This is a genomic window from Streptomyces sp. M92, from assembly GCF_028473745.1.
Lineage (GTDB): Bacteria > Actinomycetota > Actinomycetes > Streptomycetales > Streptomycetaceae > Streptomyces.
Genome location: NZ_CP101137.1, coordinates 4,095,026 through 4,109,533, shown reverse-complemented (window position 1 = coordinate 4,109,533; position 14,508 = coordinate 4,095,026). Strand labels below are relative to the sequence as shown.

Below are 14,508 nucleotides of genomic sequence, written 5' to 3'. Positions count from 1 at the left end.
TCACTTCCTTGGCGGCCTCTTGCCCCGAAACCCCCTGAGGGCCGCCGGGTTTGGGCCACCATGGCGGGCGTTACGCCCTATCGCAAGGCAAAGGGACCCCAGATGAGATTGACCGACATATCGCTGAACTGGCTGCTTCCGGGCGCCGTGCTGCTCCTGGGCATGCTGGCGGCGGTGGCGGTGCTCGCGCGAGGCAGGCGTTCCTCGGGGAAGGACGAGGGCGCGGACGACTCGTGGGAGCGCATGGAGGAGCGGCGCAGACGCAAGGAAGCCCTCTACGGCAGCGTCTCCTATGTCCTGCTCTTCTGCTGTGCCGCGGTCGCCGCGGCGCTCTCCTTCCACGGTCTGGTCGGCTTCGGCGAGCAGAACCTCGGCCTGAGCGGCGGCTGGCAGTACCTGGTCCCGTTCGGGCTCGACGGGGCGGCGATGTTCTGCTCCGTCCTCGCGGTGCGCGAGGCCAGCCACGGTGACGCGGCGCTCGGCTCCCGCATACTCGTGTGGACCTTCGCGTTCGCGGCGGCGTGGTTCAACTGGGTGCACGCGCCCCGCGGCATCGGTCACGCGGGTGCCCCGCACTTCTTCGCGGGCATGTCCCTGTCGGCGGCGGTCCTGTTCGACCGCGCCCTGAAGCAGACCCGCCGGGCCGCGCTGCGCGAACAGGGGCTGGTGCCCCGCCCGCTGCCGCAGATCCGCATGGTGCGCTGGCTGCGGGCCCCCCGGGAGACGTACCGCGCCTGGTCGCTGATGCTCCTGGAGGGCGTGCGCAGCCTCGACGAGGCCGTCGAGGAGGTGCGCGACGACATGCGCAAGAAGGAGGAGGCCAAGCAGCGCCGGCGCGAGCAGGAGCGTCTGGAGCGGGCCCAGCTCAAGGCGATCAGCCGGGGCCACGGCCACCGGGGCTTCCCCGGGCGCGGCGGCCGGCAGGTCGAGGTCGAGGTGCAGCAGGTGGAGCGCGGCACCGAACGGGCCACCGCGGAGCCTGCCATATCGACCCCGGAGCCCCTGCCCGGACGCCGGCGGCCCTCCTTGCAGCCCGTGCGCAACGGCGCTGACCCGGTCACCGTCGACCTCACCGCGGAGGACGACACGCAGACCCTGCCGCGGCTGGACTCCCTGGAGCGCAAGCTCAAGGACCTGGAGCAGCAGTTCGGTTAGTCGCGGTCAGGTCTGACGGGCCGCCGGGAGCCCGGCGGCCCGTCACGCCGCCTCGGCGTCCAGTTCGAACCAGACCGACTTGCCCGTCCCGCAGAGCCGCACGCCCCAGTCGTCCGCGAGGGTCTGCACGAGGAGCAGGCCCCTGCCGCCGGTGCTCTCCTGCGGGGGCGGCGTGCGCGGCCGGGGCAGGCCGTCGGCGCGGTCCCGCACCTCGACCCGCAGCGCGCTCGGTCCGACCGTGGCGGTCAGGACCGCGCCCTCGTCGGTGTGGACCAAGGCGTTGGTGACGAGCTCGCTGGTCAGCAGCTCCGCGATCTCCGACCGTCCGGGACCGCCCCAGTGCCGCAGCAGCTCACGCAGGGCCCGCCGGGCCTCGGGCACCGCCCGCAGGTCCGCCCGTCCGAGTCGTTGGCTGAGCTGTGGCACCGCCTTCCTTTCCATGTCCCCCGTCCACGTGCTGATGTCGTTCCCTCCCTGTTCGAACACCTTCACGGAGGAAGCCTTGCCCGTTCGGACCCCGGGCAGTCATCTCGATTCGCCGGATTCCCCCACGACGGCCGTGCCGCCGGTCACGGGCGCGGCACGTTCCGCAGGTTCGAGCGGGCCATCTGGAGCATCCGCCCGACGCCGCCGTCCAGCACGATCTTGGAGGCGGACAGTGCGAAGCCGGTGACCATGTCGGCGCTGATCTTCGGCGGGATGGACAGGGCGTTGGGGTCGGTGACGACGTCGACCAAGGCCGGTCCCTTGTGCTTGAACGCGGCCTTCAGCGCCCCGGCCAGGTCCTTCGGCTTCTCCACCCGCACCCCGAAGGCGCCGCAGGCCTCGGCGACGGCGGCGAAGTCGGGGTTGGCGTTGGAGACGCCGTGCGAGGGCAGGCCGGCGACCAGCATCTCCAGCTCGACCATGCCGAGCGAGGAGTTGTTGAAGAGCACGACCTTCACCGGCAGGTCGTGCTGGACGAGGGTGAGGAAGTCACCCATCAGCATGGTGAACCCGCCGTCGCCGGACATCGACACGACCTGCCGGCGCCGGTCGGTGAACTGGGCGCCGATCGCCATGGGCAGCGCGTTCGCCATCGAGCCGTGCGAGAAGGAGCCGATGACGCGGCGCTTGCCGTTGGGCTGGATGTAGCGCGCGGCCCAGACGTTGCACATGCCGGTGTCGACGGTGAACACGGCGTCGTCGTCGGCCATCTCGTCCAGCACTGCGGCGACGTACTCGGGGTGGATCGGGACGTGCTTGTCGACCTTGCGGGTGTACGCCTTGACGACGCCCTCCAGGGCATCCGCGTGCTTCTTCAGCATCCGGTCGAGGAAGCGGCGGCTCTTCTTCTCCTTCACCCGCGGGATCAGGCACCGCAGGGTCTCCTTCGCGTCGCCCCACACCGCGAGGTCCAGCTTGGAACGCCGGCCCAGGTGCTCGGGCCGGACGTCGATCTGGGCGATCTTCACGTCGTCGGGCAGGAAGGCGTTGTACGGGAAGTCGGTGCCTAGCAGGATCAGCAGGTCGCACTCGTGGGTGGCCTCGTAGGCGGCGCCGTACCCGAGCAGCCCGCTCATCCCCACGTCGTACGGGTTGTCGTACTGGATCCACTCCTTGCCCCGCAGGGCGTGCCCGACCGGGGACTTGACCTTCCCGGCGAACTCCATCACCTCGGCGTGCGCGCCCGCCGTGCCGGCGCCGCAGAACAGGGTGACCTTGTCGGCGTCGTCGATCAGCCGCACCAGCCGGTCGATCTCCTCGTCGCCGGGCCGTACGGTCGGCCGGGAGGTGACCAGTGCCGTCTCGGCGGCCGTCTCCGGCGCGGGCTCGTCGGCGATGTCGCCGGGCAGCGAGACGACGCTGACGCCGCCCTGGCCGACGGCGTGCTGGATGGCGGTCTGGAGCAGCCGGGGCATCTGCCTGGGGCTGGAGATCAGCTCGCTGTAGTGGCTGCACTCGCGGAAGAGCTGGTCGGGGTGGGTCTCCTGGAAGAAGCCGAGGCCGATCTCGCTGGAGGGGATCTGCGAGGCGAGGGCGAGGACGGGGGCCGCGGAGCGGTGGGCGTCGTAGAGGCCGTTGATGAGGTGGAGGTTGCCGGGGCCGCAGGAGCCGGCGCAGGCGGTGAGCTTGCCGGTGATCTGGGCCTCCGCCCCGGCGGCGAAGGCGGCGGTCTCCTCGTGCCGCACATGCACCCACTCGATGCCCGAGTGGCGGCGCACGGCGTCCACCACCGGGTTGAGGCTGTCGCCGACGACTCCGTAGAGGCGCTTGACTCCGGCGCGGGTGAGGATGTCGACGAACTGTTCCGCGACGTTCTGTTTGGCCATGGCTCCAGCTATGGCACACCGAGCGGCGTCACGCCTCCCAAACGGCGGCGGCCGTACGGTCGTCGGCGTAACCCTTGACCCGGACGCCGCTGTCGGCGAGGAACTCCGCGAGGCCGGGCGGGGTGCGGCCGGACCACCGCCGGGCGAGGAGTGTGCCCAGCTCGGGCTCGCTGAGCAACGGCTCGGCGAGGCCCGCCGTGCACATCAGCAGCACATCACCCGGGCGGGCTACGGAGGCGCGGAAGCGGAAGGGTTCGCGGGGCGGCCCGGCGGGCGGGTCGTGGTGGGGGCCGGGCGGGGCGGTGACGCCGAGGTCCATGGTGAGCCGGTCCCCCTCGGGTGTCTCGGCGGGCGGCGACCCGAACCCGACGACGGGTTCGCCGGCGACCTCGCCCGCGCTGGGCTCCATGTTCTGCCAGGCCCCGTCCCGCAGCCGCAGCAGTCCGCCCGCGCCGACGCCGAAGTACACCCGCGTACGGCACTCGGGGTCGGCGGGCAGCAGCAGGCAGCGCAGGGTGGCGGCGTACTCGTCGGGGCTCAGGCCCTGGTCGGCGGCGCCCGCGCGGAGCCGGCCGAGGCTGCGGTCGGTGAGCCGGTGCAGCCCGGACTTCAGCTCGCCGCGGCGCCCGGCCCTCAGGTCCTGACCGAGCCGGTCGTGGCTGCGGCCCACGGCCCGCCCGATCCACCGGCAGACCTCGGCCGCCGCCCGGTGCGCTCCGGCGCTCGCGCGGGCCCCGGTGGCCATCGCCACCAGCACCAGCGCCTGCTCCCCCGCGCCGAAGCGGGCGACGAGCAGCGCGTCGCGGCGCGGCTCGCCCCGGTAGCGCGCGGAGTCGCCCCGCACGGAGACGGCCCGCAGGGTGCAGTTCCCGTACCGGGCGCCGTCCAGCACCGTGTCCGCCACCAGCCCGTCCAGCCCCTCGGGGTCGGCGGGCGGCAGGGCGGTGGGCTCGGGGTCGTAGGTGGGCGGCCCGGAGCCGACGTAGTCGGGGCCGGCGGGCGCGGGCGGGGCCGAGGGCAGGAACGGGGGCGGCAGCGGCGGCAGAACGGGAGCGTCCCCGGCCGGCGGCGGTGGCGCGGAGCCGCCGGCGGCCGGCTCCGAGAGATCGGCGTCCCCGGTCCCCGAGGTCGTACGCCCACGCGTCCACACCCGACGCCCGCCGCCGGGCGGGGGCAGCGGAGGGCCGGGCCGGTCGCTCCGAGGGGAGGGCGGGGCGGGCTGTCCGCCCTGCCGCCCGGCCGGGAAGCTCACCGGTCCGGTGGGTATGGCCGGTGGGGGTTCCCACGGGGCCCGTGGCGGGGGCGGGCCGGGGTGGCCCGAGGTGGTGCCGGCGGGGGAAGGCGGCCCGGTGCGGGGAGCGGGGACGCCGACGGGCGCGGGCGTCGGCGGCGGAGGCGTCGGCCCGCCCCGTGTGCCGTGGTCCGGGCCGCGGGCCACCGTCCCCGCCGCCGAGGTGAAGCGGTCGTCCAGGGAATCGGGCGCGGTCGTGGGGCCGGTGTCGTCGGCGGAGTCGTCGTACAGCTGCGCCCACCAGTCGTCGTCATGACCGGCGGGACTTCCCCCCTGCTGACTCATGCTCCTGATTGTCCACCGACGGAGCCGGATGAGAACGGGGCATCGGGAAAATCCGGCGCACCGGCGTGCGCCGGGACGGCGTGTCGGGGGACGGCTCGAACGGTGTTGCGAGGCGGGGTGGCCGAGCGGTCCCACCCCCCACGGGAGAACCGCCCGGCGACGCCACCTTGGCAGAGTGACCGGCGGTACGGCGATGATGTCCCGAGGCGGTTTTGCGCCGTGGCCGTTTTCCGCCACGGGCGGCACCGCGGGCAGTGGTGAGGTTGGTGCTCGGGGAGGGGCGAGGCTGATGCTGGGAGTACTGGGGCTGGAGGACACGCACGAGTCGGCGTACCGGGCGCTGGTGTCCGTGGGCGCGGCCGACGTGCCCGATCTGGCCCGCCGGCTCGCGCTCGGCGAGCAGGAGACGGAACGTGCGCTGCGCCGGCTGGAGCAGAACGGTCTCGCGGCCCAGTCCTCGGCCCGGCCGGGCCGCTGGGTCGCCGCGCCGCCGGGGGTGGCGCTGGGCGCGCTGCTCGCCCAGCAGCGGCACGAGCTGGAGCGGGCGGAGCTGGCGGCGGCGCTGCTGGCCGAGGAGTACCGCGCGGCGGCGGCCGAACCCGCGGTGCACGACCTGGTGGAGGTGGTGACCGGAGCCGCGGCGGTCGCCCAGCGCTTCGTCCAGCTCCAGCTCGGGGCGACCGACGAGGTGTGCGCGCTGGTCACCGACAAACCGGTCGCCGTGACCGGCATGGAGAACGACGCCGAGGAGCAGGCCGCCGGACGCGGCGTCCGCTACCGGGTGGTGCTGGAGCGTTCGGTGCTGGACCTGCCGACCGGCATCACCGAACTGTCCGCCGCGCTCGGCCGCGAGGAGCAGGTGCGGGTGGTGGACCGGGTGCCGACCAAGCTGGTCGTCGCCGACCGGTCCCTCGCCCTGGTCCCGCTCACCGCGCGCTCCTCGGAGCCCGCCGCGCTGGTCGTGCACGCCAGCGGCCTGCTGGAGCTGCTGTCGGGACTGTTCGAGGCGGTGTGGCGCCAGGCGCTGCCGCTGCGGCTGGGCGCCTCGGGGGTGACCGAGCACGGCCCGGACGGGCCCGACGCCACCGACCTGGAGATCCTTTCCCTGCTGCTGGCCGGCCTGACCGACGCGAGCGTCGCCAAGCAGCTCGACCTCGGGCTGCGGACCGTGCAGCGCCGGGTCAAGCGGCTGATGGAACTGACCGGCGTCAGCACCCGGCTCCAGCTGGGCTGGCACGCCTACGAACGGGAGTGGGTGTCCAGGAGGCACTGACCGGCGCCCGCCGCACCCGCCCGCACATCTGCGGACCGCGCGCGGCTCCGGCACCCTGGAAAGATGGGAGCGTGGGACCTCCTGCTGTCCGGGCTGGTGATACTGCTCGGGCTGTGCGGGGTGCTGTTCCCCGGCATGCCCGGGTCGTGGCTGGTGTGGGCCGGGGTCCTGTGGTGGGCGCTGAAGGACCCGCGGCCGCTGGCGTGGGCCGTGCTCGTCGGCGCCACCGTCGTCCTGCTGCTGTCCCTGGCGGTGCGCTGGGCGCTGCCGTCCCGGCGCCGGCGGCTGCGCGCGGACGACGCCACCCGGCGGCTCACGCTCTACGGGGGCGCGGGCGCGGTCCTCGGCTTCGTCCTGATACCGGTGGTCGGCGCGGTACCCGGTTTCATGGGCGGCATCTACCTCGCCGAGCGGCTGCGGCTGGGCCGGCACGGCGAGGCGAGGGCGGCGCTGCGTACGGCGATGCGCGCGGGCGGTTACGGGGTGCTGACGGAGTTCTTCGCCTGCCTGCTGATCACCGCGGCGTGGCTGGGGGCGGTGCTGGCCGGTTAGGGCCTGGGCAGGGTGCCCTCCAGGGCCAGCAGCCGCGTCTTGCGCTCCAGGCCGCCCGCGTACCCGGTCAGGGAGCCGTCGGCGCCGATCACCCGGTGGCAGGGGCGCAGGATCAGCAGCGGGTTGGCGCCGATCGCGCCGCCGACGGCCCGTACCGCGGGCCGGGAGGCCCCGATGCGGGCGGCGATCTCGCCGTACGTCGTGGTCGACCCGTACGGCACGTCGTCCAGGGCGGCCCACACCCGCTCCCGGAAGGCGGTGCCCTCGGCCCGCAGCGGCAGCCGGAACGCGGTCAGCTCCCCGGCGAAGTAGGCGGCGAGCTGCTCCCCGGCGGCCCGGAAGGGCCCGGCGTCGTGCCGCCACCCCTCCTGGACGCCACGGCCGCCCTTCTGCCCGGGCACGGACAGGGAGGTGAGCGCGCCGTCCGCGTCCGCGGTGAGGAGCAGCGGGCCGACGGGGCTGGGCACCTCGGTCCAGTAGGTACCGGTGGTCGCGGCTGTGGTCGTGGTCATGGTCGTCTTCGTCATCGGTGGTTCTCCCACTCTCCTGCTGCGCGCAGGTGGCTCAGGGCGTACGAGCGCCAGGGGCGCCAGGTGTCGGGGACGGCCGCGCCGGGCGGGGCGACGTCCGGGTCGCCGAGGGCGCGGGCGCGGACGACGGCGGCCGTGGCGGCGTCCACGCCCGGTACGGCGAGCAGCGCGCGTTCGGCGTCGCCCCGGTCGGCGCCGGGGTCGAGGCGGACGGCGCCGTCGGCGAGGGCGGCGGCGAGTGCGCCCGGCGCTCCGTACGGCTCCGCCTCGGCGAGGACGCCCGGTTCGGGGAACAGGTGGGTGAGGGTGCCGCACGGCGCGTCCAGTGTCTTGCCGTACCGCTGGACCAGCCGCTCGGCCTCCGCCCGCCCCGCCAGGGCCCGTACGGCGAACTCGTCGGGATCAGCGGTGCCCGGCGAGCGCAGTCCGGGGCGGGCGGCGACCAGCGGGGCCAGACGGGGGTCGGCGCCGAGGCGTTCGTCGACGGCGTACGGGTCGGCGTCGAGGTCGAGGAGCCGGCGCAGCCGCTGTACGGCGGTGGTCAGGTCACGCAGGTCGGTGAGGTGGAGGCGGGCGTCGAGCCAGCCGCCGCTGCCGTTGCGCGTCCCGCCCGGACGCTCGTCGACGGCGACGATCCCGGTGCCGTACGGCAGGCGCAGGGTGCGCCGGTACAGGCGGCGGCCGGTGGGGCCGCTCACCTCCTCGACCCCGGCGACGGCCTCCCGCTGGAGCAGGTCGAAGACCGGCCCGGCCTGGTAGGGCCCCCGGTGGGCGAGGCGCAGCGGGATGCCGGCGGAGGGGGCGCCGGTGCGTGAGCGGGCGGGCGCGGCGGCGCGCAGCTCGCTCGGGGTGGCCGCGTACACGGCCCGGATCGTCTCGTTGAACTGCCGCACACTGGCGAATCCCGACGCGAACGCGATCTCGGTGACCGGCAGGGCGGTGGTCTGCAGCAGGACGCGCGCGGTGTGCGACCGCTGGGCGCGGGCCAGGGCCACCGGCCCGGCCCCGAGCTCGGCGGTGAGCTGCCGCTGCACCTGGCGGGCGCTGTAGCCGAGCCGGCCGGCGAGTCCGGCGACGCCCTCGCGGTCGACGACTCCGTCCCCGATCAGCCGCATGGCGCGGCCCACGACGTCGGCGCGGACGTTCCAGTCGGCCGAGCCCGGCACGGCGTCCGGGCGGCACCGCCGGCAGGCCCGGAACCCCGAGCCCTGCGCGGCGGCGGCGGTCGCGAAGAACCGCACGTTGCTCCGCTTCGGTGTGACTGCCGGGCAGCTGGGCCGGCAGTAAATGCCGGTCGTCTCGACGGCGAAGAAGAACGCCCCGTCGAACCGGGCGTCCCGGCTGCGTACGGCCTCGTACCTGCTGTCCCGCGCCTTCTCGAGCGCCACGTCGTCCGTCTTCACGCCGTCCAGTCTCCGCCAGGCCCGAGGGCCGGGCTGGCGGAAATCGGACATCGCGTCGGCGGGTGTGGCGCAGGTCGCCGGTCTGCCCGGCGGCCGCACCGGCGGCCGTCGCAGCCCGCCGCCGCGGCCGCGGGCGTGTCGTCCGCACGACCGCCGCGACGGAGACGTGCGGACGACGGCGGTCGACGCCCGTCAGAAGGCCGGGGTCAGGCAGCCCGACGCACCGGTCGGGTGCGCCTGGCAGCACACACCGGTCGTGGCCCCGCGCCCCGCGGCGACGTGGCCGCCGGGCCGGCGGAGCCGGGCGGCCGACGGCCGCCCGGCACACGCCCGCGAGACCTCAGCCCGCCAGCGCGCCGCTACCGAAGACGCCCCCGCTTGGCCTCCATCGCCGCCTTCCCGATGGCGTCCCGACGCTTCCACTCCTTGCGCATCTCGGCGCGGAGCCGGGCGTCGGTCTTGGCGACGATGCGCTGGTTCTCCCGCATGAGCTTGCGGAAGCTCTCCAGCCGCCGTTCGGACAGTTCGCCGCCGTCGATGGCGGCGAGGACGGCACAGCCCGGCTCGCTCTCGTGGGCGCAGTCGTGGAACCGGCAGTCACGGGCCAGCTCCTCGATCTCGGCGAACACCTGGCCGACGCCGCCGCCCGCGTCCCAGAGCCCGACGCCCCGCAGCCCCGGGGTGTCGATCAGCACTCCCCCGCCGGGCATGACGAGGAGGTTGCGGGTGGTGGTGGTGTGCCGGCCCTTGCCGTCCATGTCCCGGGTGGCCTGGACGTCCATGACGTCCTCGCCGAGCAGCGCGTTGGCGAGGGTGGACTTGCCCGCGCCGGACTGCCCGAGCAGTACCGCCGTACCGCCGCCGACGACGGCGGCCAGGGCGTCCAGCCCCTCCCCGTGCGCGGCGCTGACGGGCAGCACCGGCACCCCGGGCGCGGCGGTCTCCACGTCCTGGACGAGGTGGGCGAGCGTCACCGGGTCGGGCACCAGGTCGGCCTTGGTGAGGACCACCAGGGGCTGCGCCCCGGACTCCCACGCCAGCGCGAGGAACCGTTCGATCCGGGCGAGGTCGAGTTCGACGGCCAGCGACACGGCGACGATCGCGTGGTCGACGTTGGCCGCGAGGATCTGCCCCTCGGACCGCTTGGAGGAGGTGGAGCGCACGAACGCCGTACGGCGCGGCAGGTACGCGCGTACGTAGCGCGGGGTGCCGTCCGGTTCGACGGCGGCCCAGTCGCCGGTGCAGACGACGCGCAGGGGGTCGTGCGGGGTGACGAACGCGGTGTCGGCCCGCAGGACGCCGTCCGCGGTGACGACGTCGCACTGGCCGCGGTCGACCCGCAGGACGCGGCCGGGCAGCAGCCCTTCGGCGGCGTGCGGCCCGAACGCGTCGGCCCAGTCCTCGTCCCAGCCGTAGGGGGCGAGGGCACAGTGGGCGGTGAAGAGGGAGGTGGAACGGGACGTGGAAGTCAAGGGGTTGGCCCTTCAGGGGGCGGCCCCGGCGACCGGACTCAGCGGGCTGAGGTCAGCCGGTGGCCACGGAGGTGGACGTGATGGGTTCCTGGATGCGGGCAGCGCCCGTCGCAATGACAGCCATCGGTCGACACCTCCTCACTCCTGTGTTCCGCGCCCACGGCGATCACCGTGTGACGTGTGTCAGATTAGCCCGTGGGTACCTCGCCCCGTCAACGCCTTTTCTCGCCGCCGGACCACCCGCCCGCTCACACCTCCACGGGCGCGTCCTCCGGCAGGCTGTCCATGAAGGAGCTGACGGAGAAGACCGCGTTGCCGGCGCCGGGCGGGCCGTAGCCGGGGGGCGAGGAGAGGCCGTAGTCCTCCATGGTCTGGCGGTAGGCCTGGAGGAGGCGGATGTGGTACTCCAGCGGGGCGCCGTCGGGGTTGGTCTTGCCGAGCGGGGTGGTGGGCTCGGGGCACCAGGTGGTGAAGCGGGGCGTGATGCCGTGCGACATGAAGAAGCGCAGGCCCTCGGTGGTGGAGTCGATGGCCTCGTCGACGGTCTTGAAGCCGAAGGGCTCGGCCATCTCCACGCCCGCGACGAAGTTGGGGATGACGTTGCGGGCGCCGAAGACCTCGGTGGAGTCCAGGATGCGCCGGTGCCACTCGTCGCGGCCGACGTAGCGCTCCTTGCCGGGGCAGTACATCTTGAACAGGTACTCGTCCCACACCTCGAAGTTGGGGTGGTAGATCTGCACCCCGTAGTCCTTGAAGCGCTGGACGTCCGGCTTGGGCAGGGCCTGGGCGACGACCTTGCCGATCCAGCGGCCGGGGAAGTGCTCCTCGATGGCCTTGGCGTACCGGCCGTAGAAGTCGGCCTCGTCCAGGCCCTGGACCTTCGACGTGATCGCGCCGCCGGTGAGCGTGTACGCGGTGGAGATCTTGGCGGTGTCGTACTTGTTGATGATGTCCAGCGCCTCGAGGACCTCGTCGACGTCCTTCACGCCGGTGTACGGCCGCCCGGCCGCCTTGTGCTGGCGCCAGTTGTGGTTGATGTCGCAGTACTGGCACTCCTCCTTGGCGCCGAAGTACTGGCAGACGCGGAACGCGGTCAGGTAGATCAGGTAGCCCCACTGGATGGTCGGGGCGACCTCCATGACCGACTTCCCGTTGGAGAGCTTGTGCCGGTAGTACTCGGGCATGGGCGGCACGCCGACGTCGGAGATCCGCTTGCCGTCGAGGTAGAGGCCGAGCTGGTTGTGCTCGTCGGCGGCTACCCGGTAGGGCGAGGACGGGTTCACCCGGACCGAGACGACGGTGCGGCGCAGGTCGTAGGGGCCGCCGGTGAGGATGATCTCCTCGGGCGGCCGGCGCAGCGCGGCCTCGCCCAACTCCGGCAGGGTGCCGTGGTCGAAGGAGAAGATGAAGTACGACTTCGGCTTCACCTCGCCGTCCTCGTTGTCGCTGAGGGCGGAGGGGTCGAAGGCGACACCGCCGCGCAGCAGGTCCTCCTTGAAGACGGCCTCGCGCGGCACGTGCGGGAACCGCTCCATCAGATCCTCGACCAGCGCGGTACGGCTGTCCATCCCGTGTCTCCTCCCAGCTCCGGCGTTCGACTTCTCACGGTATGCCCCCGCCGGTGCGGCTTCCCGCGCGGGGGCCCTCCAGACGCGCGGGGTAGGTTTCCGCGGTATGACCGACATCACCGTGACCAACTGGGCCGGCAACATCACCTACACGGCCAAGGAACTGCTCCGGCCGCGCACCCCGGCCGCGCTGCGGGCCCTGGTGGCGGACAGCGCGCGGGTGCGGGTGCTGGGCAGCGGGCACTCCTTCAACGAGATCGCGGAGCCGGGCGCCGAGGGGGTCCTGCTGTCGCTGGCGGACCTGCCGTCGGAGGTGGACGTCGACTCGGCGGCCCGCACGGTGCGGGTGGGCGGCGGGGTCCGGTACGCGGAGCTGGCCCGGGTGGTGCACGGGCGGGGGCTGGCGCTGGCCAACATGGCGTCGCTGCCGCACATCTCGGTCGCCGGGTCGGTGGCGACCGGCACCCACGGTTCGGGCGTCGGCAACGGGCCGCTCGCCTCGTCCGTGCGCGAGGTGGAGCTGGTGACGGCGGACGGCTCGACGGTGACCGTGGCGCGCGGCGACGCACGCTTCGGGGGCGCGGTGACCTCGCTCGGCGCGCTGGGCGTCGTGACCGCGCTCACACTCGACCTGGAGCCGGCCTACGAGGTCGAGCAGCACGTCTTCACCGAGCTGCCGCTGGACGGGCTGGACGCGGCGGCGTTCGAGGCGGTGATGTCGGCGGCGTACAGCGTGAGCCTGTTCACGGACTGGCGGGCGCCGGGGTTCCGGCAGGTGTGGGTGAAGCGGCGCAGCGACCAGCCGCTGCCCGACTTCCCGTACGCCGCGCCGGCCGCCGATAAGAAGCACCCGGTGCCGGGCATGCCCGCGGTCAACTGCACGGAGCAGTTCGGTGTGCCCGGTCCCTGGCACGAGCGGCTGCCGCACTTCCGCGCCGAGTTCACGCCCAGCAGCGGTGCCGAGCTGCAGTCGGAGTACCTGATGCCGCGCGAGCACGCGCCGGCCGCCCTGCGCGCGATGGACGCGATACGGGAGGTCGTCGCGCCGGTGCTGCAGACCTGTGAGATCCGCGCGGTCGCCGCCGACGGGCAGTGGCTGAGCCCGTCCTACGGGCGTGACACCGTGGCGGCGCACTTCACCTGGGTCGAGGACACGGCGGCGGTGCTGCCGGTGGTGCGGCGGCTGGAGGAGGCCCTGGCCCCGTTCGCGGCCCGCCCGCACTGGGGGAAGGTGTTCACCACCCCGGCCGGTGAACTGGGCGCCCTCTACCCGAGACTGGGCGAATTCCGCGCGCTGGCACATGACCTGGACCCGGCGGGGAAGTTCACGAACGCGTTCGTGCGCGGGGTGCTGGGCGGCTGAGGCGTCGTTGGGGATGTCAGGCCCGTCCGGCCCGGCGGATCGGTGTGAAGAGCGCCGCCACCGCGATGAGGACGCAGCAGGCGCCGGCCGCCAGGGCGACCGGGGTGGTGCCGCGCCGCTCCGCCGCCCAGGTGAGGACGGCCGCGCCGACGGGGGCCACCGAGTACTGCAGGGTCCAGAAGGCGGAGGTGACCCGGCCGAGCAGGTGCTCGGGGGTCACTTCCTGGCGCAGGGACATCGAGCAGGTGCCCGCCATGCCGACGCAGGCCAGGAAGACGGCGCTCAGCAGGGCGACGGTGGCGACGTCGGTTGCCCGGCCCATCCCGGCGAACGCCAGTCCGCAGACGGCGACCGCACCGGTCCAGGTCGGGCCGAAACCCAGCCCGCGGCGCACCCGGGCCACCAGCAGCGCGCCGGTGATGGTGCCGAGGGCGCCGACCGCCATGACGGTGCCGACCGTGCCGTCGTCGTGGCCGAGGTCGTGCTTGAGGTGGTAGATGACCAGGTCGTTGAGGCCGAGGGTGAGGAAGCTGAAGCAGCACAGCAGGGCGGTGAGCGCGCGCAGCACCGGGTGCCGGCGGAGAAAGGCCACGCCGGTGCGCAGGTCCTGCCACAGCCCGGGGCGCTCCCCCTTGTCCGCGTCGGCCCGGTCGTCGGCCGGGCGGGACCGGAAGCGGACGAGGGCGACGAGGGCGGCCGAGACGCCGAAGCTGGCCGCGTCCACGCCGACGGCGGCGGCCGGGCCGGACCAGGCGGCCACCACGCCCGCGCACAGCGGCCCGAGGACACCGGCCGCGGCGGCGGTGGCGTTGAGGCGTCCGTTGGCCTCGGTGAGCTGCTCGGTGCCGACCAGGGAACGCACGACGGTGACGTAGCCGACGGCGAAGAACATGCCGACGGCCTCGCACAGCGGCAGGACGGCGTAGAGGAGCCAGACCTGCGGGCCGAGCAGCCACACCAGGGGGATCAGCCCGTACAGGACCATCCGTACGAGGTCGCAGCCGATGAGCAGCCTGCGGCGGTCCACCCGGTCGACGACGGTCCCCGCGAACACGGCCGCGAGGACCGCGGCGGCACCGCCGACGGCCGTCAGCAGTCCCATCCGCGCGATCGACCCGGTCGCCTCCAGCACCAGCAGCGGCAGGGCGATCAGCGCGAAGGAGTCGCCGAGGACGGAGAGGGTCTGCGCGGCCCAGAAGACGCCGAAGTCCCGTTGCCGCCACAGCGGACGGGTCTTCCCGGAGGAGCGCCCGGCCGCTCGCCCCGTGTCCCGTGCCTCGTGCGTCACCGGGCCGCCGCCGTCC

General features: G+C 74.1%; 12 protein-coding genes. 4 read left to right on the top strand and 8 right to left on the bottom strand.

Annotated features, from left to right (window positions below):
- The first annotated feature begins 102 nt into the window (after positions 1 to 102).
- Positions 103 to 1,155, top strand: coding sequence for a DUF2637 domain-containing protein (locus tag M6G08_RS18625; protein ID WP_272588291.1), 1,053 nt, complete (start codon positions 103 to 105; stop codon positions 1,153 to 1,155).
- 42 nt (positions 1,156 to 1,197) lie between these two features.
- Here M6G08_RS18625 and M6G08_RS18620 read toward each other — a convergent pair whose 3' ends face one another.
- The 3 genes from M6G08_RS18620 to M6G08_RS18610 form a co-directional block, all read right to left on the bottom strand.
- Positions 1,198 to 1,596 carry an ATP-binding protein gene (locus M6G08_RS18620; protein ID WP_272588290.1) on the bottom strand — a complete coding sequence of 133 codons (399 nt, stop codon included), beginning with the start codon at positions 1,594 to 1,596 and terminating at the stop codon, positions 1,198 to 1,200.
- Between the two features lie 128 nt (positions 1,597 to 1,724).
- Entirely contained in the window at positions 1,725 to 3,467 is a 1,743-nt protein-coding gene (locus M6G08_RS18615; RefSeq protein ID WP_272588289.1) for a pyruvate dehydrogenase, read from the bottom strand.
- Between the two features lie 28 nt (positions 3,468 to 3,495).
- Positions 3,496 to 5,043 (bottom strand): protein phosphatase 2C domain-containing protein, encoded by a 1,548-nt coding sequence (locus M6G08_RS18610; RefSeq protein ID WP_272588288.1) that lies wholly within the window; start codon positions 5,041 to 5,043, stop codon positions 3,496 to 3,498.
- A gap of 289 nt (positions 5,044 to 5,332) precedes the next feature.
- On the opposite strand from M6G08_RS18610, the gene M6G08_RS18605 reads away from it, so the two are divergent.
- Together M6G08_RS18605 and M6G08_RS18600 are read left to right on the top strand one after the other, a co-directional pair.
- A complete protein-coding gene (locus tag M6G08_RS18605) occupies positions 5,333 to 6,316 on the top strand; it encodes a helix-turn-helix transcriptional regulator (RefSeq protein WP_272588287.1) in 984 nt (327 codons plus the stop codon).
- 63 nt (positions 6,317 to 6,379) lie between these two features.
- Positions 6,380 to 6,868 (top strand): DUF456 domain-containing protein, encoded by a 489-nt coding sequence (locus M6G08_RS18600; protein WP_272588286.1) that lies wholly within the window; start codon positions 6,380 to 6,382, stop codon positions 6,866 to 6,868.
- Here the strand turns inward: M6G08_RS18600 and M6G08_RS18595 are convergent.
- The 4 genes from M6G08_RS18595 to M6G08_RS18580 all read right to left on the bottom strand — a co-directional run bounded on the left by M6G08_RS18595 (position 6,865) and on the right by M6G08_RS18580 (position 11,841).
- Positions 6,865 to 7,380 (bottom strand): methylated-DNA--[protein]-cysteine S-methyltransferase, encoded by a 516-nt coding sequence (locus tag M6G08_RS18595; RefSeq protein ID WP_272588285.1) that lies wholly within the window; start codon positions 7,378 to 7,380, stop codon positions 6,865 to 6,867. The two genes, M6G08_RS18600 and M6G08_RS18595, sit on opposite strands and share 4 nt — an antisense overlap.
- Positions 7,381 to 7,391: 11 nt before the next feature.
- Positions 7,392 to 8,852 (bottom strand): DNA-3-methyladenine glycosylase 2 family protein, encoded by a 1,461-nt coding sequence (locus tag M6G08_RS18590; RefSeq protein WP_272588284.1) that lies wholly within the window; start codon positions 8,850 to 8,852, stop codon positions 7,392 to 7,394.
- A 308-nt stretch (positions 8,853 to 9,160) separates the two neighbouring features.
- A complete protein-coding gene (rsgA, locus tag M6G08_RS18585) occupies positions 9,161 to 10,273 on the bottom strand; it encodes a ribosome small subunit-dependent GTPase A (protein WP_272588283.1) in 1,113 nt (370 codons plus the stop codon).
- A gap of 248 nt (positions 10,274 to 10,521) precedes the next feature.
- Positions 10,522 to 11,841, bottom strand: a complete 1,320-nt coding sequence (locus M6G08_RS18580; RefSeq protein WP_272588282.1) for a radical SAM protein — start codon at positions 11,839 to 11,841, stop codon at positions 10,522 to 10,524.
- A 106-nt stretch (positions 11,842 to 11,947) separates the two neighbouring features.
- Between M6G08_RS18580 and M6G08_RS18575 the strand changes: the two genes are divergently transcribed.
- The gene (locus M6G08_RS18575) at positions 11,948 to 13,204 is read left to right on the top strand and encodes an FAD-binding protein (RefSeq protein ID WP_272588281.1); all 1,257 of its coding nucleotides are present in this window, start codon (positions 11,948 to 11,950) and stop codon (positions 13,202 to 13,204) included.
- 16 nt (positions 13,205 to 13,220) lie between these two features.
- Here the strand turns inward: M6G08_RS18575 and M6G08_RS18570 are convergent, their stop codons facing one another.
- On the bottom strand, positions 13,221 to 14,492 hold the full coding sequence (locus M6G08_RS18570) for an MFS transporter (RefSeq protein ID WP_272591371.1): 1,272 nt from the start codon (positions 14,490 to 14,492) through the stop codon (positions 13,221 to 13,223).
- Positions 14,493 to 14,508 lie beyond the last annotated feature (16 nt).